The following is a 24,674-nucleotide window of genomic DNA, read 5'->3' on the forward strand; positions in this document are numbered from 1 at the left end:
TTACTAACCCCAATGGGAACTTTGACGGTAAAACTTGACTCACGAAATGCCTCGCTTTCAACGTATTGATTTATAGAAGACCAAACGTATGCGTGGCACAAAGTAAAGAAATTGAAGCTTAAACGGACAATGCGACTTCATTTCTCAATTACATGATTTATGGACAATAAATTAGGACTTATAAGATGAACAAAACTCTGATTGCCCTAGCAGTATCTACAGCTGCTCTTGCTACCGGTGCAAACGCTGCCGAACTCTACAACCAAGATGGTAACTCTATCGAAATGGGCGGTCGTGCAGAAGCGCGTCTTTCTCTTAAAGATGGTAAAGCTGAAGATAAAACACGTGTACGTCTAAACTTCCTAGGTAAAGCACAAATCACTGACAGCCTTTACGGTGTTGGTTTCTACGAAGGTGAGTTCAACACCGCTGATGAAGGCGGTCCAACAGACAGCAACAGCGACGACCTAACTAACCGTTACGCGTATGCTGGTATTGGCGGTACATTTGGTGAAATCACTTACGGTAAAAACGATGGTGCACTAGGCGTTATCACCGATTTTACTGATATCATGGCATACCACGGTAACTCTGCTGCATACAAAATTGCTGTCGCGGATCGTACTGACAACATGATTTCTTACAAAGGTCAATTTGCCGACTTAGGTGTAAAAGCGAGCTACCGTTTCTCAGACATCGATGAAGACGCAACTAACGCGAGTGGCAACATTGAAGACAACGATGCAGATGGTTACTCTCTATCAGCTATCTACGCACTCGGTGACAGTGGTGTAAAACTAGGTGCTGGTTACGCTGATGGCAACCAATACCTTGAAGGTAGCACCGCTAATGTTTACGACCAGCTAACTGATCGCAGCCAATACATGCTTGCTGCGTCATACTCAATCAACGATCTATACTTCGCAGGTACTTTTGTTGACGGTCAAGACAAAGACAAAGATTCTGGTGAAAAAATTGACCTAACTGGTTACGAATTCGCAGCAGCGTACACAATGAACCAAGCTGTGTTCTCAACCACTTACAACTACCTTGAAGAGAAAGAAAAATCTACTGGCGACAAATATGACGCAGTAGACAACATCGCAATCGATGCGACTTACTACTTCAAACCAAACTTCCGCGGTTACGTATCATACAACTTCAACCTGCTATCAGCAGGTGACAACAACGGTGACGTAACAAAAGCAGATGCAGAAGACGAACTAGCACTAGGTCTACGTTACGACTTCTAATTGCTGACTATAAGTCACAAACATTAAACGCCTGCTCGCTTGCAGGCGTTTTTTTTATATACTCAAAGCATAATTCGTCAAATTGGCTAATCAGATACACTATGTTTCCACCTCTTCACCTGCTTTTCGCCTGTGTCACAGGTCTTCTTTCATTCAATAGCTTCGCTTACGCGCCACTCGATCATTTACCGCAAGGTAGCCGAGTATCAATTACGATTGAACCGTTAAACAGTGAAACACCGTATTTAACCACCTCAAATCGAGCACAATTTTTTCCACCAGCCAGCACACTTAAAATAGTGACAGCACTGGCGAGTAAACTCGCCTTGGGTGACGATTTTCAATTCAAGACGCAACTTCAAACTAATTCACATGATTTAGTGATTAAATTTAGCGGTGATCCTACTCTCAGCAGAGATAATCTAAAACAACTACTGCAACAGGCAAAACAACAAGGTATTCGTCATATTAAAGGCGACATTTGGTTGGATAATAGTGCTTTTACTGGCTATGAAAGAGCCATCGGCTGGCCATGGGACATTATTGGGGTATGTTATAGCGCGCCTTCATCTGCAATTACTCTAGACGAAAACTGTGTCCAAGCTTCAATCTATAGCAACGACAACGGCACAACCCGTGTTTATGCACCTGAGCATTTTCCAATTTATGTTAGTAGCACAGCGAAAACCGTTTCCAAACAGCAACAAAAAGCCACTCGCTGTGATCTAGAATTGCAGGTATCACCAGATAACCACTACCAACTGCAAGGTTGCTTAGTAGAGCGCAGCAAACCTTTACCTCTCAAGTTCGCCGTACAAGATCCCTCTTTATACACGCAACGTACGATGCATGGTTTACTTGCGCAGCTAGATATAAAACTCAATGGCAACATTCGCGTTGGTTCGCCAACACAAAATAACTTCCAGCCTGTCGCAACTCATTATTCCGCCAAATTGCCAGATCTACTGAGAACAATGTTGAGAAAATCTGACAACCTCATTGCAGATAACCTAACCAAAGCACTAGGTGCACAACACTTCTCTTTACCAGGAAGTTACAGTAACGGCACGCAAGCGATTAAAGAGGTGATTTTGCAACACACAAACATCGACCTAGCGCGAAACAAGATCACTGATGGTTCCGGTTTGTCACGCAATAACCGCTTTACCAGTGAGGATATGGCTGCGGTATTACGCTATATCTGGCAACACGACAAGCAACTCGATTTAATCGCACTGATGCCGACATCAGGTGAGAATGGCACATTAAAATATCGCTCTAGTATGCGCAATGCCCCCATCAAAGGGCAGTTGATCGCTAAAAGTGGTTCGGTTTATGGCAGCTACAATATGGCGGGGTTCGGTTTAGATAAAACAGGCAAGCTCTCGACGCTGTTTGTGCAATTTGTTGCCGATTACCTACCCACTAAAAAAGGCGATGATAAACCTACCATCGCCCCTATCAGTCAATTTGAAAAACTGTTTTATCAAGATGTGGTCAAGTTCAGTCAGCTTAAACCTAAAAAGTAGTTCACCACACTGAAGTAAACCCACATACCGGAGATATCAACTATCGATGCAAGTACTGGACTCACTAAAACCGCAGGGTCCAGCTTGCAGACTCTCGCAAGGATCGGTAATACGCCCCCCAGCGTGGTCGATAGAGTCACTTGAACAAACAGAGCAATGGCAATTGCCAACGCAATCCGATTAAGATCAAATCCCCCCGCACTGCTTGAATCACTAAAAAGCAGCACCCTTGCCACCATCACGAGTGCAATTGCCAACCCTAAACAAATTGCTACTCTACTCTCTTTCCAAGCGACTGATAACCATTGGCGTTTCCGCAACTCTCCCGTCGCAAGCGCTCGTATCACCAAAGTTGCCGCCTGCGTGCCGGTATTTCCCCCTGCAGCCGCGATTACTGGCATGTACACGGCCAACAAAACTAATTGACTCAACATATCTTCATACTGCGCGATGATCAGCCCTGAAACGATTCCCATCAATGCCAGCCCAATAATCCAACCGATCCGTTGCCTTACATGGTCCAACACGGAAGTCGCCATATAACTCTGGCTGGGCATCACTTCAGAATAAATTAAACCTAATTGATGCGCATAATGACGCGCGAGTTTATCTTTACCTTGTATTTCAAGTTGTGAGATCAGCTGTTGTACGTAGCCAAGTGAGCAATGTTGTAAAATCGCCACCGCTTCTTCTATCGGCATAACCGTTAAAAGGTGGACTTGCTGATTTGGCTCGTATTTTAAAAAGGCATTCCGTGCCGCGCCGATTTCTTCCACTGAGAAATTTGGCGAATTTTCCATATAGATGCCATTCATTACCGTCATGGCGAATCTCCCGATTAGCTTAAGGTAACGACCATCAAATATAGCGTTAAATAGGTTCTCGCTATCACGCGCTATTGCTTAGTTCAAGGCACGCAAAGAGCCCCGCTTACAAAAGTGCAAACGCTATATTGGAATCTAGAGAGAGTGGAGAAAAACAAAAGAGGGATCAATAAGAAGCTCTACCCGAAGGGCAGAGACGAAGAAATGCCAATACCAAGCGGGTTTATTTTTCTCCCTTCATACTAGGAGGATGGTCGGTATTGTTCATAAAAATCTCCAATGCACCGCGTTTTTCGCAGCGCGCGAATAATAACAAAACTTTTCTGTAAATACAGGCAAATTTAAACTAAAAGGTATAAAAAAAGCGCCTATAAAAGGCGCTCAATATTTAGCTGAGTAACGATTGGCTATTTAATCGTGATACGAGCAAATTTACGTTTACCCACTTGGAATACATAGGTTCCTGAGGCTAAAGTCAATTTAGCATCGGCTACCTTCTCACCATCCATCTTAGCCGCGCCTTGTTTAACCATACGCATTGCGTCAGATGTTGATGCACATAAACCAGCTTCTTTTAGAAGATTCGCTATTGGCGTTGCAGCGTCAAATTCAAACTCAGGCATTTCGTCAGGGATTTGATTCTTCGCGAAACGGTTGATGAACTCTTGCTCAGCCGCATCAGCGTCCGCTTCCGTATGGAAACGAGCAATGATCTCTTTCGCTAGCAAAATCTTAATATCGCGTGGATTTTTACCTTCAGCAACACCCGCTTTGAATTGCTCAATTTCGCCTAATGGACGGAAAGATAGCAATTCATAGTAGCTCCACATTAGATCGTCTGAAATCGACATGATCTTACCAAACATTTCGCTTGGTGCTTCGCTAATACCGATGTAGTTATTTGCCGACTTAGACATTTTCTTCTCGCCATCTAAGCCAACCAGAAGAGGCATCATCAGTACTGCTTGAGGTTTTTGACCGCTTGATTTTTGCAGTTCACGTCCCATCAGAAGATTGAACTTCTGGTCAGTACCGCCAAGCTCTACGTCGGTCTCCATTGCTACTGAGTCATAACCTTGAAGTAACGGGTACATAAACTCATGGATTGCAATTGGTTGACCGCCAGCGTAACGTTTTTTAAAGTCATCACGCTCAAGCATACGAGCAACGGTCAAATTAGATGCCAAGCGAATCATACCCTCAGCGCCTAATTCAGATAGCCACTCAGAGTTAAATGAAATAGTCGTTTTAGCAGGGTCTAGGATCTTAAACACTTGCTCTTTATATGTCTCTGCATTTTGCAGAACTTGCTCACGACTTAGTGGTGGACGAGTGGTATTTTTACCAGACGGGTCACCAACCATGGCAGTAAAGTCACCAATCAGGAAAGTAACTTCGTGTCCAAGCTCTTGGAACGTACGCAGTTTGTTAAAAATCACTGTATGACCCAGATGAATATCTGGCGCTGTTGGATCAGCACCAAGTTTGATGCGTAGAGGGCGACCCTCCTTCAGCTTTGCAATCAGTTCATCTTCAGGGATCAGTTCTTCGACACCGCGCTTAATCTCGGCCAGTGCAGCTTCAATACTCGCCATTCTTGTTCACTCCCACAGATTTGGCAAAAATTTGATAATTTTACATCTTACTTGAATAGCGATGCTTTTTGAAACCAGTTAAACTAGTCAGCTAGCTTTTTTTGTCGAATTTTTAATACGGACATACGATGTTGTCTTTTTTTGCTCGCTTACCAAGGGTTCATCGAGCTTTAATTATCCTATTTGTAGTTTTGATTGGCGTTGCATTAGCTCTACCAGAGCCACAGTCTTTGCGCGAAGAAAAAGGTTTTTTTGAATTGGGTAAAGCCTACCCTGTTGAAATCAATCCAACCAACCTTGTAATCAAAGCAAGTACCACATCCCTTTCGCAACTACGCTGGGAAAAATTTACTGTTGGCTCGGGTGAAAGCGCGGCGATTGTCTTTCAGCGTGCCGCTCTCTCTTCACGTTTGCTTTATAACCTCACCACCGCCAGTAAAGAGATCAAACAGCAATTAACTAAACTTCGTCCAGGCGACGTACTTAAATTTGGTTTTAACGCTGACGACGAACTGATTCAAATAAAACGACCAATCAATGCTTATGAAGTGTATGTGATAACCAAAACAGCTAACAGCTATAAAGGTGAGGTCGAAAGTAAAGAGGTTAACTACCAATATAACTATGCAGAAGCCTCTATTACTTCCAATTTCTGGAATGCCGCTATTAGTGCGGGGTTAACAGCAAACCAAATAATGGAACTAGCCGGTATCTTCGGCTGGGATATCGACTTTGCGCTTGATATTCGCTCTGGCGATAGCTTTAAAATTCTCTATCAAGAGAAAATAGTGGAAGGCGAAGTGGTTGATCGCGGTCAGATCATTGCCGCTATATTTACTAACCAAAACGATACCTTCAAAGCTATCTTGGATGATAAAACTGGCAACTACTTCGATGAGAATGGTCGAGCTATGAAGAAAGCATTCTTACGGTCACCACTCGATTTCCGCCGGGTTACCTCAAATTTCAACCCGAACCGCCGCCACCCAGTAACGGGAAAAGTGCGTTCTCACCGAGGAACAGACTACGCTGCACCAGTAGGAACTCCTATTTGGGCTGCTGGTGATGGTATTGTGCAAAAGTCGAGCTACAACCAATTCAATGGCAATTATGTGTTTATTAAACACAGCAATACTTACATAACCAAATATCTGCATTTAACTCGTCGAATGGTCAAGACTGGTCAACGAGTTAAGCAAGGACAAACTATTGGTACCTTAGGTGGTACGGGACGAGTTACTGGTCCTCATTTGCATTATGAATTCTTAGTTAATGGCGTGCATAAAAACGCAAGAACAGTGAAGCTGCCACAGTCAAAATCCCTCACAGGAAAAACAAGGCAAACCTTTATGGCAAATGCAGATATCAGATTGAAAAAGCTCGAACGCTATCGTGAACTACTTGCCTACAATTAAATTAAAACAAACACTTAAAAAAAAGCGCTGATAAATCAGCGCTTTTTTATATCAACCCCCTGAAAGTTCAGGCTCTGCTACCTCTTCTTCAGGGATTTTATTACGCCCAAGCATTAACAAACAGGGCGTCAGCACCAACGTCAGTACGGTCGCAAATGCCAAGCCACCCGATATTGCCGTTGCCAATTGTGACCACCACTGAGTACTTGGCGCACCAAATTCAATCTTCTGATTAATCAGATCGACGTTCATTTCAAGTACCATTGGTAGTAACCCTAAAATAGTGGTTACCGTGGTCAATAATACAGGTCTCAAACGCTGCACACCGGTTCGCAAAATTGCTTCTCTTTTTTCCAAACCACGACGGCGTAATTGATTATAGGTATCAATCAATACGATATTGTTGTTAACCACAATCCCCGCCAAAGCAATCACACCGATCCCTGACATAACCACGCCAAATGGGCGTTGGAAGATCAAGAGACCTGCAAATACCCCGACGGTTGAGAACAATACCGCACTCAAAATCAAGAACGCTTGATAAAAACTGTTGAACTGCGTGATCAGAATAAGCGCCATCACCACCAGAGCAACTAAGAAAGCATTCTGCAAAAATGCAGACGAATTTTGTTGCTCTTCATTTTGCCCACGCAGCTTAAATTCCACTCCGCTCGCGAAATCAATGTCACTTAATGCCTGCTCAATCTTTGGTAACTCCAACGCTAAGTTATAGCCCTCTTTCATATCGGCCTTAATGCTGATAATCCGGTGACCATCGACACGGTGAATGGTGTCTTGTTTATGATCTGGCACGATGCTAGCGAAGTTAGTTATGGGAATCATACCCAATGCGGTTTTCACTCTCAGCTCATCAAACTTACCAATATCGCGCTTATTTTCTGGGTAGCGAACAATAATATCGACTTCCTCTGTCGAGTCGTCAGGCAAATAGTCACCAATAGTCAAGCCATTAGTAACAAACTGCACGGTATTGCCAACCAAAGTAGCATCAGCAGCAAAACGAGAGGCATCATCACGACGAATATCTATTTGCCAATCAATTCCTTCCTTGCTGGAGTTATCGCTGATATTAGTCAATGCGGCATTATTGTCTGCCCACTCACGAACTTGCTTAGCAGCAGCATCAAGGTCATTAAGATTAAGTGATGACATTTCAATGACCAAATCGCTTTCCACCGGAGGTCCTGCATCGGGGAATTTGTATTCTATTTCAACCCCAGCGTATTGATCGGTTTGCTGTTTGAGATCTTCAATAATCGCTTTAACCTTACGACGATATTGCCAATCTACTGGTGTAATTTGAATTTGCCCGATTTCATCATCACCACCAGTTCGAGTATAAACACTTTCGAATTCGTCATGCCCAAGCATCACCTGCTCAATATCCCGCATAATGTTGTCTTTCTCATTAATCGAAAGGTCACCATAAGAGCGCACTTTTACGGTAAAGAAAGGGGGATCAACTTCGGGGAAAAATTCAGCGCCAAGGCCGGCTTTGTTATATGCGGCACCAACACCAAATGCTAATACAATGGCTAACAATAAGATCTTAATTGGGTGTCTGAGTGAAACACTAAGAGTATGAAAATAAAACTTAGTGATACCTGTTGCCTGAGAAAAGTCACCATCATGTAGGGCAATCATACGATTTCGGCTCTCAGAGGTAACATTTTGAGGTTTACCAAATAAGCCACCTAACACAGGTACAAACAGCATTGCCATAACCAGCGACGCCGCTAAAGTGGCAATCAAGGTCAATGGCAAAAATTTCATGAATTCGCCGGTAATATCAGGCCAAAATAATAGTGGCGCAAATGCGGCTAGAGTTGTTGCTGTTGAAGCGGTAATCGGCCATGCCATTCGCTTGGCTGCATCTCTGTATGCTTGCTTTCTTGGCGTACCTTCTTGCATACGCCGATCGGCGAACTCAGTCACGACAATAGCGCCATCAACCAACATTCCCACCGCCATAATAAAGGAGAACAACACGATAATATTAATCGTGATGCCGAATACAGACAGTGCTAGTAGCCCAGCCAAGAATGAGCCGGGAATAGAAATACCCACCAACATCGCCGTTCGCATTCCCAATATGGCAATGATGACAATCACCACCAATATGATCGCAGACAATATGTTGTTTTGCAGATCATTGAGCATCATTTTAACGTCGTCGGATTGATCCCAAGTGTATTTCACCAACAGGTTATTTGGCCATTCTGGACTTTTTTGTGCTTCATTAAGTACTGTTTTAACTAGCTCAACGGTTTCAATGATGTTTTCGCCAGCCCGTTTACTAACATCTAGTACTACAGCTGATTCACCATCAAGACGAGCGTAACTCTCCGGATCGCGGAATGCGCGACGCACGGTGGCAACATCAGCAAACGTGATCACTTGCTTACCATCGACTTTGATCGGCAGTTCAAGTACATCTTTAATCGAATCAAATACCGAAGGAACTTTGACAGAAAAACGACCATAGCCAGTATCAACAAAACCGGCAGCGACCACTCGGTTATTTAGGGCTACCAAATTGTAGATATCAGCTTGATCAAGACCATAGCTTTCCATTAGCAACGGATCGACGATAATTTCAACAATGTCTTCACGGTCACCGGCAATCTTCACTTCTAACACTTGGCGGTAACTTTCTAGCTTGTCTTGTAAACGACGGGCAATTTGTACAATAGTGCGTTCCGGCACGGTACCATAGAGGACCAGTGACAATACTGGTTCTTCTGATGCCAACGTCACTTCATTGACAGTAGGCTCATCACTGTCTTCCGGCAGCTTAGGTTTGGCTAGATCTACCGCTTCGCGGACATCAGCCATCGCTTTATCGAGATCCATGCCAACCGAAAATTCCAACATTACCGAGGCATGCCCCTCTGAGGCAGTAGACGTCATTTCCTTAACGCCTTCAATTGAACGTAACTCTTGCTCTATTGGGCGCACCAACAAACGCTCTGCATCCACAGGCGAAATACCTTGGTGTCCAACAGAGACATAAATGATAGGAATGGTGATATCGGGGCTAGATTCTTTAGGAATAGTAATATAGGTAATCACGCCGGCGATTATAATAAACACCAGTAATACCAGCATGGTACGTGTGCGAGACAAAGCTGCATCAATTAAGGTAAACATGTCAGCTCCTACTACTTAGACTGCTCAACAGCGATCACTCGATCACCGTCACGAACAAAACCTTGACCGGTAGTAATGATACTCACTTGCTCGCCAAGCCCCGTAAGCCAAACACCATCTTGCTCTGCTTTGACCAGTTGAATCGGTACAAATTTAACTATGTCATCATTAATAAGGGTTTTGACCCCCAAATTACCAACTTCATCCAGAGCTAACATAGCAGGAGTAATTTTTATCGCTAACTGATCTTTAAGGTTAAGTTCAACTTCGGTGCTCACCCCCGCAGGGATTCGTTGCTGTGGGTTATCGACTTCAATTTCAATCGGGAAGGTATTGGTAGAAGAGGAAGAGACTCGAGAAATATAACGAACGCTTCCTTCTGTTACTTGACCATTAATAAAGCGAACAATTGCTGATTGGTTAAGTTTTAAGTCTTGAATATGACGCTCGCTAACATCCGCCTCAATGACCACTTTTCCCAGGTCAATCAAGGTTGAAACTGGGTCTCCAACTCCGACAAAATCACCTTTTTCAACAAACAGATAATCAACAACACCATCAAACGGGGCTGTGACGTTGGTATTGCGCAGTGCTAGTCTCGCATTACTCACCATCGCTTTAGCTTCCACTAAAGTCGCCTGTGCGTTGGCAAAAGCGACTTCACCTTGTAGGCCCTTACGCTTTAATGATTGAGCCGCTTTAAACTCTTTTTCTCTCACAGCCAACATTGCTTGCGCTCGCTGTAGTTGAATATCAAAATCACCTTTATCTATTCGTGCAATCACCTGATTACGCTCAACCATGTCGCCTTTTTTAACCTGTAATGACACAATTTTACCCGCAATTTCAGCACCAAGCTTTGCCTCACGGTCTGGCGCAGTTCTTCCATATAGGTCGATAGTCTTATGAGTCGATTGGGCAACAAACGTTTTAAAGGCGACTTTAGCAAGTGGTATATCGACATCTTTATTAGTAGAAGGCGCAACCTCCTCTGAGTTTGATGAGCCCATCGTCAACCAAACACCTAATAGCAACACCAAAATTAACGAAATAAAATAAGGTTTTACTGATAAAAAACGAAATATAGACAACTTAGCCATAACAATCCTTAAACTTCATAAGCAAACATCCAGTACGCTTGAGATTCCTTTCTACTGTTTTTTTTTATGGTTTTTTGTTCAAAAAGAACAAAGTTAATCTGCAAGTCGCAGGTAGCATAACAACGCTGAGCAAGATAACAAGGTTACAAAAAGAACCATTATTATTAACAGACATAAACATGACACTGGTCATTAATTAAACTACCTTTGGGTCGTAACACAAAAAAAGCTGCCCAAGGCAGCTTTTTCTAGTCGATTTCATTCAGTCTTAAACGCTAAATGATGCACCACAACCACACGTCGTCGTTGCGTTAGGGTTGCTAACGAAAAATCGAGAGCCTTCCAAACCTTCTGTATAATCAACTTGACCACCAATCAAGTATTGAAGGCTCATAGGGTCAACCACTAAAGTAACACCACTATTGATAATAGTCGTGTCACCGTCATTAACGCTTTCATCAAACGTAAAGCCGTATTGGAAACCACTACAGCCACCACCCGTGATGTACACTCTCAACTTCAAATTTGGATTTTCTTCTTCCGCAATCAAAGTCTTTACTCGCATTGCTGCCGAATCAGAAAAAGTTAGGGGGATATTGGCTTCGCTCACAATGACCTCTCTCACTTGTCTCTGCCGCTTATTATCACCAAATTTGGTCATATTTTCGCAGCAGTTATGTTTTATTGATTTGATGATTATCTAATACCTGAGTGCAGCGTTCAAGTATTCACCACTCAATGAGTGATTTCATATTATTACTCTTCGTTTTCAAAGCCACAATTCATAACAATTGGTCTTAATTTCCTCAGAATGTGTTGGAAAACATTTTTCATGCCTTCTTTGGCAGGTACAATGCCCAGCTAATTGGTCCGAGCAATCAAAGAGGATATATCAATGACCAAATCAGCAGACCTGTATGAAAAAGCGCAAAAAACTATTCCTGGGGGCGTCAACTCTCCCGTTCGCGCTTTTAACGGTGTTGGTGGCGCTCCAATTTTTGTTGAGCGCGCAGATGGCCCTCTTATTTTTGATGCCGATGGCAAAGCTTACATCGACTACGTGGGGTCTTGGGGACCGATGATCCTAGGGCACAACCATGCACTCATCCGTCAAGCTGTAATAGATGCGGCACAACGTGGTCTAAGCTTTGGCGCGCCAACTGAATTAGAAATCAACATGGCAGAGCTTGTAAGTGAACTGGTTCCTTCAATGGAACAAGTTCGCATGGTGAGCTCTGGCACTGAAGCAACCATGAGTGCTATTCGCTTAGCGCGCGGCTTCACTGGTCGTGACAAAATTATGAAATTCGAGGGATGCTACCATGGTCATGCAGACAGTTTGCTAGTTAAAGCTGGCTCTGGCGCGTTGACATTAGGACAACCTAGCTCTCCAGGCGTACCCGCAGACTTTGCCAAATATACCCTAACAGCAACTTTTAACGATCTCGACTCAGTTCGTGAATTGTTTGCTGCCAACAAAGGCGAAATCGCATGTATTATCGTTGAGCCTGTAGCAGGCAACATGAACTGTATCCCGCCAGTTGAAGGCTTCCATGAAGGTCTACGTGAAATCTGCGATCAAGAAGGCGCACTGCTCATTTTTGATGAAGTAATGACTGGTTTTCGCGTGGCATTAGGTGGCGCTCAAGCTCACTACAACATTAAACCGGATCTAACCACACTAGGTAAAGTGATTGGCGGTGGCATGCCTGTAGGGGCATTTGGTGGTCGTAAAGACGTAATGCAATACATCGCACCTACCGGTCCGGTTTACCAAGCGGGAACACTTTCTGGCAACCCAGTTGCAATGGCGGCAGGTAACGCATGTTTGAATGCTCTTCGTGCAGAAGGCAATGAAGAGCGTTTAGCGTTTATTACTAAGCAGCTAGCGAAAGGCTTTAAACAGTTAGCCGACAAGCACGGTATTCCACTGGCTGTAAACTACGTTGGTGGCATGTTTGGTTTCTTCTTTACTGAACAAGAAACGGTGACTTGTTACGATGACGTCACTAAGTGCGATGTTGAACGCTTTAAGCGCTTCTTCCACTTGATGCTAAAGAACGGTGTTTACCTTGCTCCATCGGCATTTGAAGCTAGCTTTACTTCTCTTGCCCACGGCAGCAAAGAAATAGAAGCGACACTAAATGCCGCTGATCGCTGTTTTGAGATTTTAGCTAAAGAAGCTTAATCACACGAAATATAAACATGAAAAGGCTGCTGAGGCAGCCTTTTTTATTGCCAGTTAATTACCACTAATAGCCCGATACCAACCAATAGCAGCACAAACCATGGAATACGTGTTTGTGCTGCTATTGGTTGGTTTTTCACTGCATTTATCATCACTGCAACACCCCATGATATTAACTCTCCCTTAATAAGACTCTCGTATACAACGACTCGGAAATAGATAGCTATTACACATCATCGTTTACCTGAAACTGAAATGAGTGACAAAACTCTGAATTCAACATCTTGAAGTCACTTGGGTATCAAGCCATTATACTCTATATCTTGGTTACCTACTGGACGACATTGTGTCAGATAAAATCAAAATCACCTCAGGACATTGGGTCTTGATCGCTGCACTACTTGCGGCTGGCTTTGCCTGTTTTTTATTAGTTGAACCTTACGTTAACTCGATTGTAATGGCGTTTATACTGTCATTGCTTATGTTCCCTATCCACGAATGGATTGAGAGCAAACTACCCGATCACAAAAACATCGTTTCGCTGCTTTCTTGCGTCGTGCTCACTTTCATTATTGTGATCCCTTTGCTGTTTGTTTTCGCCGCTATCGTTCAGCAAGGCACCTTGTTTTCACAAAATGTCTATGCGTGGGTAACACATGGCGGTATTCAAGAGGCGTTTGCTCACCCTTGGGTGGTTAAAGGTCTCTCGGTCGTCAATACCTACCTACCTTTTGAAGAGATAAAACCACAAGAAATCGCACAGCGAGTGGCTCAATTTGCCACCACTTTTGGTAGCAACATTGTCGGATTTAGCGCCAAAATTCTAGGTGATGCCACCAGCTTTTTGATGTCGTTCTTCTTGATGTTATTTGTATTGTTCTTCTTATTACGCGACCACGATAAAATTATCTCTGCAATGCGTCATATCTTACCGCTATCACGAAGCCAAGAAGACAAACTACTAAATGAAGTTGAGAAAGTTGCAAAATCAGCTGTCATGGGATCTTTCCTCACAGCCATTGCTCAAGGTCTTGCTGGTGGTTTTGGTATGTGGCTAGCCGGATTCCCGGGACTATTTTGGGGAACCATGATGGGCTTTGCTTCATTCATTCCTGTGGTAGGTACCGCGATGATTTGGGTCCCTGCTACTATCTACTTATTTATTGTCGGGGACACCAATTGGGCAATATTCCTATTAATTTGGAGTATCGCCATTGTCGGCTCAATCGATAATCTACTGCGACCACTGCTAATGCAAGGCAGCGCGGGCATGAATACCTTGATGATTTTCTTTTCATTATTAGGTGGTTTACATCTATTTGGCTTAATTGGTTTGATTTACGGTCCAATCATTTTTGCCGTCACCATGGTGCTATTTTATATCTATGAAGAAGAGTTCTCCGACTTCTTAGATCAACAAGATAAGAATTAGCGCGCGCGGGAGGATTATGAGAGAATCCTCCCTCTTTTTTATTCACTCGAGCAACACCATGTCTGCCTATATTACACCGAGTCAGATTGCACAGAGACAGCTTGCTTACTTCGAAGGTAAGCATGTACTTGTCGCTGGCGAAGCCGAAGATCTCTTTCCAGTTGAGCTTTCCAATCATTGCGCATCTGTAACCGTTTTTACCACTAACTATGGTTACTATCGCCAATTGGACGCTTGTAAAAGCATCACATCCGTATTTGGTGCGGAATTTGATCAAGCAACTGAAGCCGATCTTGTACTTTTATACTGGCCGAAAGCAAAAGCGGAAGCAGAGTATTTACTAGCAATGCTGATGGCAAAGTTAGGTAAGGGTGCGGAAATTGTGGTCGTTGGTGAAAACCGCTCTGGTGTGAAAAGTATTGAAAAGATGTTCCAGCCTTACGGTCTGATCAAAAAATATGATTCAGCTCGTCGCTGCTCATTTTATTGGGGTCAATGCACGCAAGACGTCAAACCTTTCAACATGCAAGATTGGTTTAAAACTTATAGCGTAAACTACCAAGAGCACAGTTTAATAATCAAAAGCTTACCCGGTGTATTTAGCCACGGTGAATTTGATATCGGTAGTGCTCTCCTACTGGATAGCTTACCTTACTTAAAAGGCAAAGTACTCGACTTCGGCTGTGGCGCTGGTGTTATTGGTAGTGTGATGGGCATTCTCTACCCAAGTATTGAACTAGAGATGTGTGACATCAGTGCACTAGCCATCGAATCATCAAAAGCAACCTTAGTGGCAAACAACCTGCACGGTCGTGTGTTTGCTTCTGATGTTTACTCTGATTGCGCGGCTGATTACCAGTTTATTATTAGTAACCCCCCCTTTCATTCGGGCTTAGATACCAGCTACAGTGCCACTGAAATGTTGCTTAGCGATGCACCAAAGCAACTAAATAAATCAGGAGAGCTACTGATTGTTGCTAATAGTTTTCTTAAATACCCACCAATAATAGAGCAAGCATTTGGAAATTGTGACACGCTAAACAAGACAAATAAATTCACAATTTACTACGCTCAAAAATAACCTAAATACCCAGAAAATAAAATTTTCTGGGTATTTAGGTTCTATCGTGCAAATTTCTGCGCGGCTTACCACGCTTTAAGTCCCACTTACTTGTCAAAGTAAAAAAACTCGTTAATTTTGTCATTCTAGGAATATCTACAATTTTAACGCCGAGCATTTATCTGCTGCGGTTTTCACGGAAAGTCATACTCTTATTATGTTTAAGTTGTATCGAAAGCAGAGATTTAAACGTCTTCAAAACACGTTAATGGCAGCGTTTCTAGCGTTAAGTATTACCCCATTAACGCTGACCGCGCTATTCTTCTTACACTCCCATAGTCAAGATCTGCAAGAACAAAGCACATCTTATCTAATATCTGTGCGAGACAGTAAGCACCGACAAATCATGGACTATCTAAATGCCCGTGAATCTGAAGTAATGGGATTTGTACGTTCAGAACTAGCGTATGCCAGTGGCGGTCGATTCTATGGGCTTGTGAGTGCATTCCAAAATCTTGGGGTCGATAGTGATCAGGCAAGGGAGTTCGCACAGAAACGCTATATCCAAGGTTCAGGCGATCAGATAAAAACGTCAATTTTGCCTGAGTCACCAGTATTTAATGGTACCGAACGTTATCGCTTGCTTCATACTCGTTACCATCGCTCATTTTTAGAGCTTCTCAAACGTTCGGATTTTGACGACATATTACTGGTCGATATAAACGGCAATGTGACTTACTCAATTTTTAAGCATGACTATTTTGGTACTAACTTAATTGATGGCAAATACCGACAAAACAATCTTGGACATGCTTTTCAGCAACTTCGCGATGAAGTAGCCAAAACTCACAAATCAAATCAGGACTACACACCTGTGGTTTTTTCTGATTTCTCAGCTCACCAAGATAAAAACTATGCTTGGATCGGAGCGCCTATTACTCAACAGGGCTATTTACACAGCTATGCTATGTTTAGATTGCCTAATAACAGTTTAACTAAACTCATTGCTGACAAAAGCAACGTTTGGTCGATAAAAACCTTATTAGTAGGTGAAGACCAAACACTACGTACCTTATCCTATGAGCAAGAGGACGTTGATAACAGTCAATCGATCATTGATCTGGCATTCAGCCAACCTCCCGCTGTCGGCACGTTCATCAACTCATTGGGTGAAGAGATTATCGCGGCACACAGCCATATACAAACCAAGGGGTTAGATTGGGCTTTGGTCGTCGAGGTGTCTGAAAAAGAGGCATTCGCACGCATTAGACAATTAGAAACACTGTTTGTTTTTGCTATGCTTTTCGCCATCATATTAGTTGTGATCGCTTCTCACTATCTGTCTAATTTTATTACTTCTCCGCTGCTCAAACTGACATGGTCAGCAGAAAAAGCCTCTGCCGGCGACCTAAGCGCAGAGATCAATACCACTCGAAAAGATGAAATTGGTCGGCTTGCTATTGCCTTCGAGCGAATGCAGCGTTCAATTCGTGAAAAAATGCAGCTGATCAAAGAGCAAAACGACGAACTTGAAAATAACATAAAACTCATCCAGAAAAAGAACGAGGAATTGCTGCTTGCCAATAAGCTTAAAGACGAATTTCTCGCCACCACATCGCATGAACTTCGCACACCGCTGCACGGCATGGTTGGAATTGCGGAAACACTGGTTTCCGGCGCAAATGGTCCTATTCGCTCTGAGCACAAATATCAATTGGACATCATTATCAGCAGCGGTCGGCGCTTAGCTACACTGGTTGATGACCTACTTGATTACCACAAAATGCGTTATGGCAATATGGATATTGATACCTGTGCAGTCGATTTATCAGGTGCAACGCGTTTAGTACTCGAGCTCTCTTCTCATTTGCTCGGCAATAAGCAAGTTCGAATAATCAACCAAGTGCCCACAGAGCCTGTGTGGGTTGCAGCGGATCCTCAACGCCTTGAACAAGTACTGTATAATTTGGTCGGTAATGCAATAAAATACACACGCGAAGGTAAGATCGTTATCTCAGCGAACGTCGTTGATGCCAAGATGCGAGTTCAAGTAGTAGATACTGGGCAAGGTATCCCTGCCGATCATCTTGAGCATATTTTTGAGCCTCTTATTCAAGCCGGCAATGATACCAGCCGGTACCGCCAAGGGGCTGGTCTCGGTCTTTCGATTAGTCGACAACTGGTGGAACTGATGGGCGGTTCACTCTACGTCAGTAGCCAACCGATGGTAGGCACTACCTTTAGCTTTACATTGCCACTCGCGAATGAAGATCAAGTAGCTCAAGCCAGTCACAGTGACAGCATTCATTTTAGAGCGCCAGAAAACTACGAAATAGAAGAAGCTGAAGTGACCAGTTTATCGGAAAATCCCGATGGTGAGCTTCTGTTAGTCGTCGATGATGAACCCGTCAATTTAAGGGTTCTTGATAGCTTCTTAAAGCTTTCGGGCTATCGTGTTCGTACCGCTAAAGATGGCTACGAAGCGCTGCAATTTATCGAACAAGAGAAACCTGAACTGGTACTTCTTGATGTAATGATGCCCGGATTAAGCGGCTATCAAGTCTGTGAGACCATCCGTGAGAACTATGACAACATTGAGCTACCAGTGATTATGCTAACCGCGCTAAATCAAGCGGATGATCGCATTCGAGGCTTTAATTCAGGGGCGAATGATTATCTATCTAAACCATTTAATAAGCAGGAACTTGCTGCGAGAATTTTAGTCCACCTTTCCGCCAGCCAAGCTGAGAATCGCCGACTGGAAAACCAAGTACTACAAGATGAATTGCGCCAACGTGCAGCAGTCGAAGCTAGCCTCATAGAGACTCAAGGACGCTTACTCGAACAATTAGAGTCTGCACCAGAGGCTATCGTATGTACTCGAGAAGACAGTCGAATACGCTTCGCCAATGAGGCTGCAGCTCGGTTATTTAAGCGCTCGGTAGAGCAGTTAAAACGCTCTTCTGCAGATGAAATCCTAGCTCCGCGCTTTATTGACATTGGGCAAGAGCACTACTGCGGTAAAGTGGACATCTACATAGAAGATACTCGTCAACATATTGATGCTGATATTCTCCGTCTACCTGACGCATCAGGCTTAAAGTCGATGTATATCTTTGATAATGGTGGTGGCGTAAACGCTTTGAGGATGGGCAATCTAGAAACCGCAATTGAAGCCTTATCAAGCTACGCCTTCGATGGTGATAGAGCCAAACTGCAACAACTTAAAGAACTGGGTGGCGAGTTCACTCGACTTGTTGACCGAGTCACTGGTGAGCAAAAATCAAAGCAAGATTTAATGCGCGAAGTCCTAGTGGATGCCATGACAACTGCGATCGACTATTGGGAAAGCTCAACGGGGCATAGCAAATTTGCTTTTGCTGAACAAAGCGGCTTGTGGCGTGTATACCTCGATCGTAGTACCTTGCAGACGCGAACGCTGGACAAATACCTACGGATAGAAACACTACCAAAGACCCCTCGCTGGCGAACAGTGCTCAACTCACTCGAATACATCTTAGCCAATTGCTCAGTAATGAACAAAGAACGCGGCACTATCGAGGAGCTACGCGACAAATTACAGCATCTACTGACGACTTAGAAATCGATGCCGATTAAAGCTCACCTTTATCGGTGAGCTTTTTTTTGTCACAAACAATCTCTAACAACAGTTTTTACACGCTAAAAAACAACTCTATATCTACCGTCAAAATCCGCACAAATAATTCAAAATTGAGCGTTAAAAGTGTAAGTCAACGTAGGTAAAAGCAACTATACACAGTATTTGAGATACCAATCACAACAATTCGGCAGTTTTAAATTAGCGAGTGAAATTAACCTTTGAGAAAGGGGGTGATAGAGATCTCAAAGAATACCCATCCTCACAACAATCAATTAAACAAAAGGATTAAAGGTAAGTAACAACTAACATACTGGAAATCTCAAAAAAAAAATTGCGAGTGAACTCATGGTTAAAAAAACATCGACATTTACTCGTATTTACCAGCATTAACGTTATTGACGTAACTATGAGTGTTTTTAACGTTTTTAACGGGAATCTAAATTGCTAAACAATCAAATTCGGTGTTTTCTTAACCCTGCCTAAGGTCTACAGGCCACTCAGGATGATTGACACCCTCCGACGTCGACCATCTAAAAGAGGTGGACCTTAGTGAGTGTTCATCAATTGATAACATTCCTATCCATTAGTGAAATGAAAGCAAATAGTAAGGAACAGCTATGCTTGCCAACATAAAAAAAACTGCACTAGCAACAGCGATTATCGCAACTGCAACTACTGGTTTTGCATCAGTAGCTACAGCAGCTGAGCGCAGCGAATTAACTGTACACCCTAAAGAATATACAACCTTTGTTCGTAACTTTAACCCATACCTTGGGGCAACAAACATTCATACCACTCGTGACTTCATGTACGAGCCGCTAGTGGTATTTAACGAGATGCACGGTAACACACCAGTATTTCGTCTAGCAGAGAACTATACCATTGCTGATGACTTATTAAGTGTAGTCTTTGACATCCGTAAAGGCGTGAAATGGTCTGACGGTGAAACATTCAACGCTGATGACGTTATTTACTCTTTCAATCTAGTTAAGGAAAAACCTGAACTAGACCAAGCAGGTACTAACTCTTGGGTAGCAAGTGTTGAGAAACTGAACGATTACCAAGTTAAGTTCAACATCTCAGAAGCAAACTCAAATGCTGCTTATGAGATTGTTAAACTACCAATCGTAGCTGAACATATTTGGAGTAAAGTTAAAGATCCTTCAACTTTCATGAATGAAAAACCTGTAGGCACAGGACCATTTACTGAAATCGCGACTTTCACACCACAGCTTTACATTCAGTGTGAAAACCCTAACTACTGGGATGCAGATAACCTAGATGTAGACTGTCTACGTGTTCCTCAAATTGCGAACAATGATCAGTTCTTAGGTAAAGTAATTAACAGCGAAATGGACTGGACTTCTTCATTCATTCCAGACATCGACCGCACCTACGCTGCAGCAAGTCCTAAACACCATTACTGGTATCCGCCAGCAGGCACTAGTGCATTCTTAGTTAACTACAAGCATCCTGATGCTGTTAAAAAAGAAGCACTAACTAACATTGACTTCCGTCGCGCATTCTCTATGGCGATTGACCGTCAAACTGTTATCGACATTGCTTTCTACGGTGGCGGTACAGTGAATGATTTCGCATCAGGTCTAGGTTACGCATTTAAAACTTGGTCTGACGAAGAAACTCATAATAAGTACAAAGGTTTTAACACCTACAATGTTGACGGTGCTAAAGAGCTTCTAGCGAAAGCAGGCTTTAAAGATGTAAACAAAGATGGTTTCGTTGACACTCCATCAGGTGAATCTTTTGAGTTGATGATTCAATCTCCAAACGGTTGGACTGACTTCAACAACACGGTTCAACTTGCCGTTGAGCAGCTAGCTGAAGTTGGCATCAAAGCAAAAGCTCGTACACCAGATTTCTCTGTGTACAACCAAGCAATGCTTGAAGCAACCTATGATGTAGCATTCACTAACTACTTCCACGGTGCAGATCCACACTTGTACTGGAATAGCGGTTTCAACTCGACGCTACAATCTGGCGATGGTATGCCTCGTTTCGCAATGCACCACTACCAAAACGCAGAGCTAGATAAGCTGCTAAACAGCTTCTACAAAACAGCTGATAAAAATGAGCAGCTAGCTATCGCACACGGTATCCAAAAAATCATTGCAGCTGACCAAGTCACTATCCCTGTAATGTCTGGTGCATACATGTTCCAGTACAATACAACTCGATTCACTGGTTGGTGGAATGAAGAAAATCCTCAAGGTCGTCCAAATATTTGGGACGGTATCCCTGAGCGTCTACTACACGTTCTGGATTTAAAACCAGTTAAGTAATAGACAAGCAATAAAGCGGCGTACATTCCGTGCGCCGCACATCCCCCCTCCTGTTAGTCATTTAAGGTATGACGCTTAGCGTCAGGGGATTTTTACGCTCAAATTTGTAGTTTCGCTATGAGCGACCTGACACCAGGAACAGGGAAAATCTGGGTGAGTAAGGTGTAAGTTATGGGTTATTTTTTAAGACGTTTGTCATTTTATTTTGTCGCTCTTTTGGTTGCGGCTACTTTGAACTTTATTATTCCACGAGCAATGCCTGGTGACCCAGTTACCATGATGTTTGCTAACGCTTCCGTTCAGGTAACACCGGAACGTATTGAAGCAATGAAACAACTTCTCGGGTTTGTCGACGGTCCTATTTGGATGCAGTACTTTGCCTACATGAAGAATATTCTTAGCTGGGAGTTGGGTACTTCAATTCAATTTTACCCACTGTCTGTAAATGAACTACTAGGTGGCGCTTTTGGTTGGTCATTGTTCCTTGCAGGTACTGCAGTAATTCTTTCTTTCTCTCTCGGTTCAATTTTAGGTATTTATGCAGCGTGGAAACGCGGTAGCAAATACGATGCATTTATCACTCCTGGTATGTTGGTTATCCAAGCAGTACCACAAGTTGTTATTGCAATGATTGCACTATTTACCTTTGCAATTGGTCTTAAATGGTTCCCTACCGGGTATGCCTACACTGCCGGAACATTACCTGATTGGACTAGCTGGGCGTTCATTAAGGACGTTGCTTACCACGCAGTGCTTCCGCTTGTTTGTGCAACTATCGTCCAAATTGGTGGCTTCTTAGTTAACATGCGTAACAACATGATTAACTTGCTAGCAGAAGACTACATTACGATGGCAAAAGGCAAGGGACTGAACGAAAAGCGTATTGTTTTCAACTACGCTGCACGTAACGCAATGCTACCTAGTGTAACCGCTCTATCAATGGCTCTCGGTATGGCTATCGGTGGTCAGCTCATTATCGAAATCATCTTCAACTACCCTGGTCTCGGTTCAGTATTATTCAACGCCATCAAAGCGCGTGATTACCAAGTTCTTCAAGGTCAACTATTGATTATGACTCTGTTCATGCTGTTCTTTAACTTACTGGCTGACATGCTTTACGTTGTTCTTGATCCTCGCCTACGTAAGGGAGGCAATTAATTATGAAAGGTTTCCTAAAACTCGTTGTCGGTAATCCGATGGCTCTTGTTGGTAGCATCATACTATCCGCCTTTGTCTTTATTGCTATATTTGCTCCATTATTGGCAAAGCACGCTCCTGACAAACGTTCAGGTAATCCACACGAATACCCGTCAATTGTGGTGAAAGCGGCACAAGCAAATCCTGATGGCTGGGTTGCCATCAACTTAGCTGATGATCGCCGCACAATGGCCATGTCTAAGAAAGCCGATCACGTTATGGGGACAAGCCGTATGGGGCGTGATGTTTGGTCACAGTTCGTACATGGCGCTCGCGTATCACTAGCGGTAGGTTTTGGCGCAGGTATCACGGTTTGTTTCCTTGCGACCGTAATCGGCATATCAGCAGGGTATTTTGGGGGGCGTGTCGATGACATTCTCACCGCCGCGATGAATATTATGTTAGTTATACCGCAGTACCCCTTGTTGTTCGTACTCGCGGCATTTATCGGCGAAGCCGGTCCTCTCACCATTGCCTTAATCATTGGCTTCACCGCCTGGGCATGGGGTGCTCGTGTAATACGATCCCAAACCATGGCTTTGCGAGAAAAAGAGTTTGTTAAAGCCGCTGAAGTATTGGGAGAGTCTTCATGGCGCATTATCTTTGTCGAAATTCTGCCTAACCTAATGCCGATTGTTGGCGCAAGTTTCATCGGTTCAGTTATGTACGCCATCATGATGGAAGCCACTATCTCGTTCCTAGGTCTAGGAGATCCGAACACAGTAAGCTGGGGCATCATGCTCTATAACGTACAAACATCATCATCAATGCTGATTGGCGCATGGTGGGAATTACTGGCTCCTTGTATTGCCCTAATCCTATTGATGACAGGTCTTGCACTGCTTAACTTTGCGGTAGATGAAATTGCTAACCCGCAACTTCGCTCACACAAAGGCATGAAACGCTGGAAGAAACTTGCTGAGCAGGAAAAGAAAGAGCGTGAGCCTGAACTAGCACCACAAAATGCACTTTGGAGCGGAGATAAATAATCATGACAGCACCACTAATTTCTATCCGCAACCTTTGCGTTGACTACATTACAGCCTCGGGCGATGTCCGTGCTTGTAATAACGTCAGTTTCGATATAGCTCCTGGCGAGGTATTTGGTCTTGCTGGTGAGTCAGGCTGTGGTAAATCAACGGTAGCCTTCTCACTGATGCGTCTTCATAAGCCGCCTGCATTCATCTCTCATGGTGAGGTGATCTTCAACGGCGAAAATATCTTAGATTATACCGATGAACGTATGCAGTCGTTTCGCTGGAGCGAAATGTCGATGGTTTTCCAAAGCGCAATGAACGCCCTAAACCCTGTTATTCCAATGGAAGAGCAGTTCTGTGACGTCATTATGCGCCATACCAACATGACTCGTGAACAAGCGCGCAGGCGTGCTGAAGGTCTACTTGAAATCGTTGATATTCACCCTAGCCGATTGAGCGATTATCCACACCAATTTTCAGGAGGTATGCGTCAACGCCTAGTTATCGCAATTGCGTTAGCGCTCAACCCGAAAATGATCATTATGGATGAGCCAACCACTGCACTAGATGTTGTGGTTCAGCGCGAAATCCTACAGAAAATTTACGCACTTAAAGAAGAGTTTGGTTTCTCGATTCTATTCATTACTCACGACTTATCGTTGATGGTCGAGTTCTCAGACCGAATCGGCATTATGTACTCTGGTGAACTGATCGAAGTTGCTCCATCGAAGGAAATTTTAACCAGCCCATACCACCCTTACACCAAAGGGTTGGGTAGTTCATTCCCTCCACTCACAGGGCCAAAAACAAAGCTACAAGGTATTCCAGGTAACCCTTTAAACCTACTTGAAGTACCAGAAGGCTGTCGTTTTCAAGCTCGTTGTGACCGCGTACATGACAAATGTACTCAGGTCGCAACTAAGTTGAGGGAGATTGAACCGAATCGCTTATCTAACTGCCACCTTTACGGTGAGCCAATTGCCCAGACCAAAATCTAGCAATGTAAAAAGC

At 43.5% G+C, this 24,674-nt stretch carries 16 protein-coding genes; 11 read left to right on the forward strand and 5 right to left on the reverse strand.

The window, feature by feature from the left end; translation table 11 throughout:
- Positions 1-185 precede the first annotated feature (185 nt).
- The gene (locus tag L4C38_RS05955) at positions 186-1,253 is read left to right on the forward strand and encodes a porin (protein WP_428796618.1); all 1,068 of its coding nucleotides are present in this window, start codon (positions 186-188) and stop codon (positions 1,251-1,253) included.
- 101 nt (positions 1,254-1,354) lie between these two features.
- On the forward strand, positions 1,355-2,782 hold the full coding sequence (gene dacB / locus L4C38_RS05960) for a serine-type D-Ala-D-Ala carboxypeptidase (RefSeq protein ID WP_428796619.1): 1,428 nt from the start codon (positions 1,355-1,357) through the stop codon (positions 2,780-2,782).
- Here the strand turns inward: dacB and L4C38_RS05965 are convergent.
- Together L4C38_RS05965 and tyrS are read right to left on the reverse strand one after the other, a co-directional pair.
- Positions 2,761-3,606, reverse strand: coding sequence for a magnesium transporter (locus tag L4C38_RS05965; RefSeq protein WP_428796620.1), 846 nt, complete (start codon positions 3,604-3,606; stop codon positions 2,761-2,763). The two genes, dacB and L4C38_RS05965, sit on opposite strands and share 22 nt — an antisense overlap.
- A gap of 407 nt (positions 3,607-4,013) precedes the next feature.
- Positions 4,014-5,201 (reverse strand): tyrosine--tRNA ligase, encoded by a 1,188-nt coding sequence (gene tyrS / locus L4C38_RS05970; protein WP_428796621.1) that lies wholly within the window; start codon positions 5,199-5,201, stop codon positions 4,014-4,016.
- A 128-nt stretch (positions 5,202-5,329) separates the two neighbouring features.
- On the opposite strand from tyrS, the gene shyC reads away from it, so the two are divergent.
- Positions 5,330-6,616, forward strand: coding sequence for a peptidoglycan DD-endopeptidase ShyC (gene shyC / locus L4C38_RS05975; RefSeq protein ID WP_428796622.1), 1,287 nt, complete (start codon positions 5,330-5,332; stop codon positions 6,614-6,616).
- Between the two features lie 51 nt (positions 6,617-6,667).
- Here the strand turns inward: shyC and L4C38_RS05980 are convergent, their stop codons facing one another.
- The 3 genes from L4C38_RS05980 to erpA form a co-directional block, all read right to left on the reverse strand.
- On the reverse strand, positions 6,668-9,787 hold the full coding sequence (locus tag L4C38_RS05980) for an efflux RND transporter permease subunit (protein WP_428796623.1): 3,120 nt from the start codon (positions 9,785-9,787) through the stop codon (positions 6,668-6,670).
- An 11-nt stretch (positions 9,788-9,798) separates the two neighbouring features.
- Positions 9,799-10,887: an efflux RND transporter periplasmic adaptor subunit gene (locus L4C38_RS05985; protein ID WP_428796624.1), complete on the reverse strand. Its 1,089-nt coding sequence runs from the start codon at positions 10,885-10,887 to the stop codon at positions 9,799-9,801.
- Positions 10,888-11,155: 268 nt separating this feature from the next.
- The gene (erpA, locus tag L4C38_RS05990; protein ID WP_428796625.1) at positions 11,156-11,497 is read right to left on the reverse strand and encodes an iron-sulfur cluster insertion protein ErpA; all 342 of its coding nucleotides are present in this window, start codon (positions 11,495-11,497) and stop codon (positions 11,156-11,158) included.
- A gap of 285 nt (positions 11,498-11,782) precedes the next feature.
- Here erpA and hemL point away from each other — a divergent pair, with 285 nt between their 5' ends.
- The 8 genes from hemL to L4C38_RS06030 all read left to right on the forward strand — a co-directional run bounded on the left by hemL (position 11,783) and on the right by L4C38_RS06030 (position 24,661).
- On the forward strand, positions 11,783-13,075 hold the full coding sequence (gene hemL / locus L4C38_RS05995; RefSeq protein WP_428796626.1) for a glutamate-1-semialdehyde 2,1-aminomutase: 1,293 nt from the start codon (positions 11,783-11,785) through the stop codon (positions 13,073-13,075).
- A 346-nt stretch (positions 13,076-13,421) separates the two neighbouring features.
- Positions 13,422-14,507, forward strand: coding sequence for an AI-2E family transporter (locus L4C38_RS06000; protein ID WP_428796627.1), 1,086 nt, complete (start codon positions 13,422-13,424; stop codon positions 14,505-14,507).
- A 58-nt stretch (positions 14,508-14,565) separates the two neighbouring features.
- On the forward strand, positions 14,566-15,588 hold the full coding sequence (rsmC, locus tag L4C38_RS06005) for a 16S rRNA (guanine(1207)-N(2))-methyltransferase RsmC (protein ID WP_428796628.1): 1,023 nt from the start codon (positions 14,566-14,568) through the stop codon (positions 15,586-15,588).
- 196 nt (positions 15,589-15,784) lie between these two features.
- Entirely contained in the window at positions 15,785-19,168 is a 3,384-nt protein-coding gene (locus L4C38_RS06010; protein ID WP_428796629.1) for a hybrid sensor histidine kinase/response regulator, read from the forward strand.
- 638 nt (positions 19,169-19,806) lie between these two features.
- Positions 19,807-21,489 (forward strand): ABC transporter substrate-binding protein, encoded by a 1,683-nt coding sequence (locus tag L4C38_RS06015; protein ID WP_428796630.1) that lies wholly within the window; start codon positions 19,807-19,809, stop codon positions 21,487-21,489.
- Positions 21,490-21,660: 171 nt separating this feature from the next.
- Entirely contained in the window at positions 21,661-22,647 is a 987-nt protein-coding gene (locus tag L4C38_RS06020) for an ABC transporter permease (protein ID WP_428796631.1), read from the forward strand.
- A gap of 2 nt (positions 22,648-22,649) precedes the next feature.
- Positions 22,650-23,675 carry an ABC transporter permease gene (locus tag L4C38_RS06025; protein WP_428796632.1) on the forward strand — a complete coding sequence of 342 codons (1,026 nt, stop codon included), beginning with the start codon at positions 22,650-22,652 and terminating at the stop codon, positions 23,673-23,675.
- Positions 23,676-23,677: 2 nt separating this feature from the next.
- On the forward strand, positions 23,678-24,661 hold the full coding sequence (locus tag L4C38_RS06030; RefSeq protein WP_428796633.1) for an ABC transporter ATP-binding protein: 984 nt from the start codon (positions 23,678-23,680) through the stop codon (positions 24,659-24,661).
- The last annotated feature ends 13 nt before the right edge of the window (positions 24,662-24,674 follow it).

The organism is Vibrio kasasachensis, from assembly GCF_050337565.1.
Lineage (GTDB): Bacteria > Pseudomonadota > Gammaproteobacteria > Enterobacterales > Vibrionaceae > Vibrio > Vibrio kasasachensis.

Excerpts from the sequence above, each read along its gene's own strand:
- rsmC (WP_428796628.1), top strand. The coding sequence starts at position 14,566 with ATGTCTGCCTATATTACACCGAGTCAGATTGCACAGAGACAGCTTGCT.
- L4C38_RS06020 (WP_428796631.1), top strand. The coding sequence starts at position 21,661 with ATGGGTTATTTTTTAAGACGTTTGTCATTTTATTTTGTCGCTCTTTTG.
- tyrS (WP_428796621.1), bottom strand. The coding sequence starts at position 5,201 with ATGGCGAGTATTGAAGCTGCACTGGCCGAGATTAAGCGCGGTGTCGAA.
- L4C38_RS05985 (WP_428796624.1), bottom strand. The coding sequence starts at position 10,887 with ATGGCTAAGTTGTCTATATTTCGTTTTTTATCAGTAAAACCTTATTTT.
- L4C38_RS06030 (WP_428796633.1), top strand. The coding sequence starts at position 23,678 with ATGACAGCACCACTAATTTCTATCCGCAACCTTTGCGTTGACTACATT.
- L4C38_RS05965 (WP_428796620.1), bottom strand. The coding sequence starts at position 3,606 with ATGACGGTAATGAATGGCATCTATATGGAAAATTCGCCAAATTTCTCA.
- L4C38_RS06015 (WP_428796630.1), top strand. The coding sequence starts at position 19,807 with ATGCTTGCCAACATAAAAAAAACTGCACTAGCAACAGCGATTATCGCA.
- L4C38_RS06025 (WP_428796632.1), top strand. The coding sequence starts at position 22,650 with ATGAAAGGTTTCCTAAAACTCGTTGTCGGTAATCCGATGGCTCTTGTT.
- shyC (WP_428796622.1), top strand. The coding sequence starts at position 5,330 with ATGTTGTCTTTTTTTGCTCGCTTACCAAGGGTTCATCGAGCTTTAATT.
- L4C38_RS05980 (WP_428796623.1), bottom strand. The coding sequence starts at position 9,787 with ATGTTTACCTTAATTGATGCAGCTTTGTCTCGCACACGTACCATGCTG.
- hemL (WP_428796626.1), top strand. The coding sequence starts at position 11,783 with ATGACCAAATCAGCAGACCTGTATGAAAAAGCGCAAAAAACTATTCCT.
- L4C38_RS05955 (WP_428796618.1), top strand. The coding sequence starts at position 186 with ATGAACAAAACTCTGATTGCCCTAGCAGTATCTACAGCTGCTCTTGCT.
- L4C38_RS06010 (WP_428796629.1), top strand. The coding sequence starts at position 15,785 with ATGTTTAAGTTGTATCGAAAGCAGAGATTTAAACGTCTTCAAAACACG.
- dacB (WP_428796619.1), top strand. The coding sequence starts at position 1,355 with ATGTTTCCACCTCTTCACCTGCTTTTCGCCTGTGTCACAGGTCTTCTT.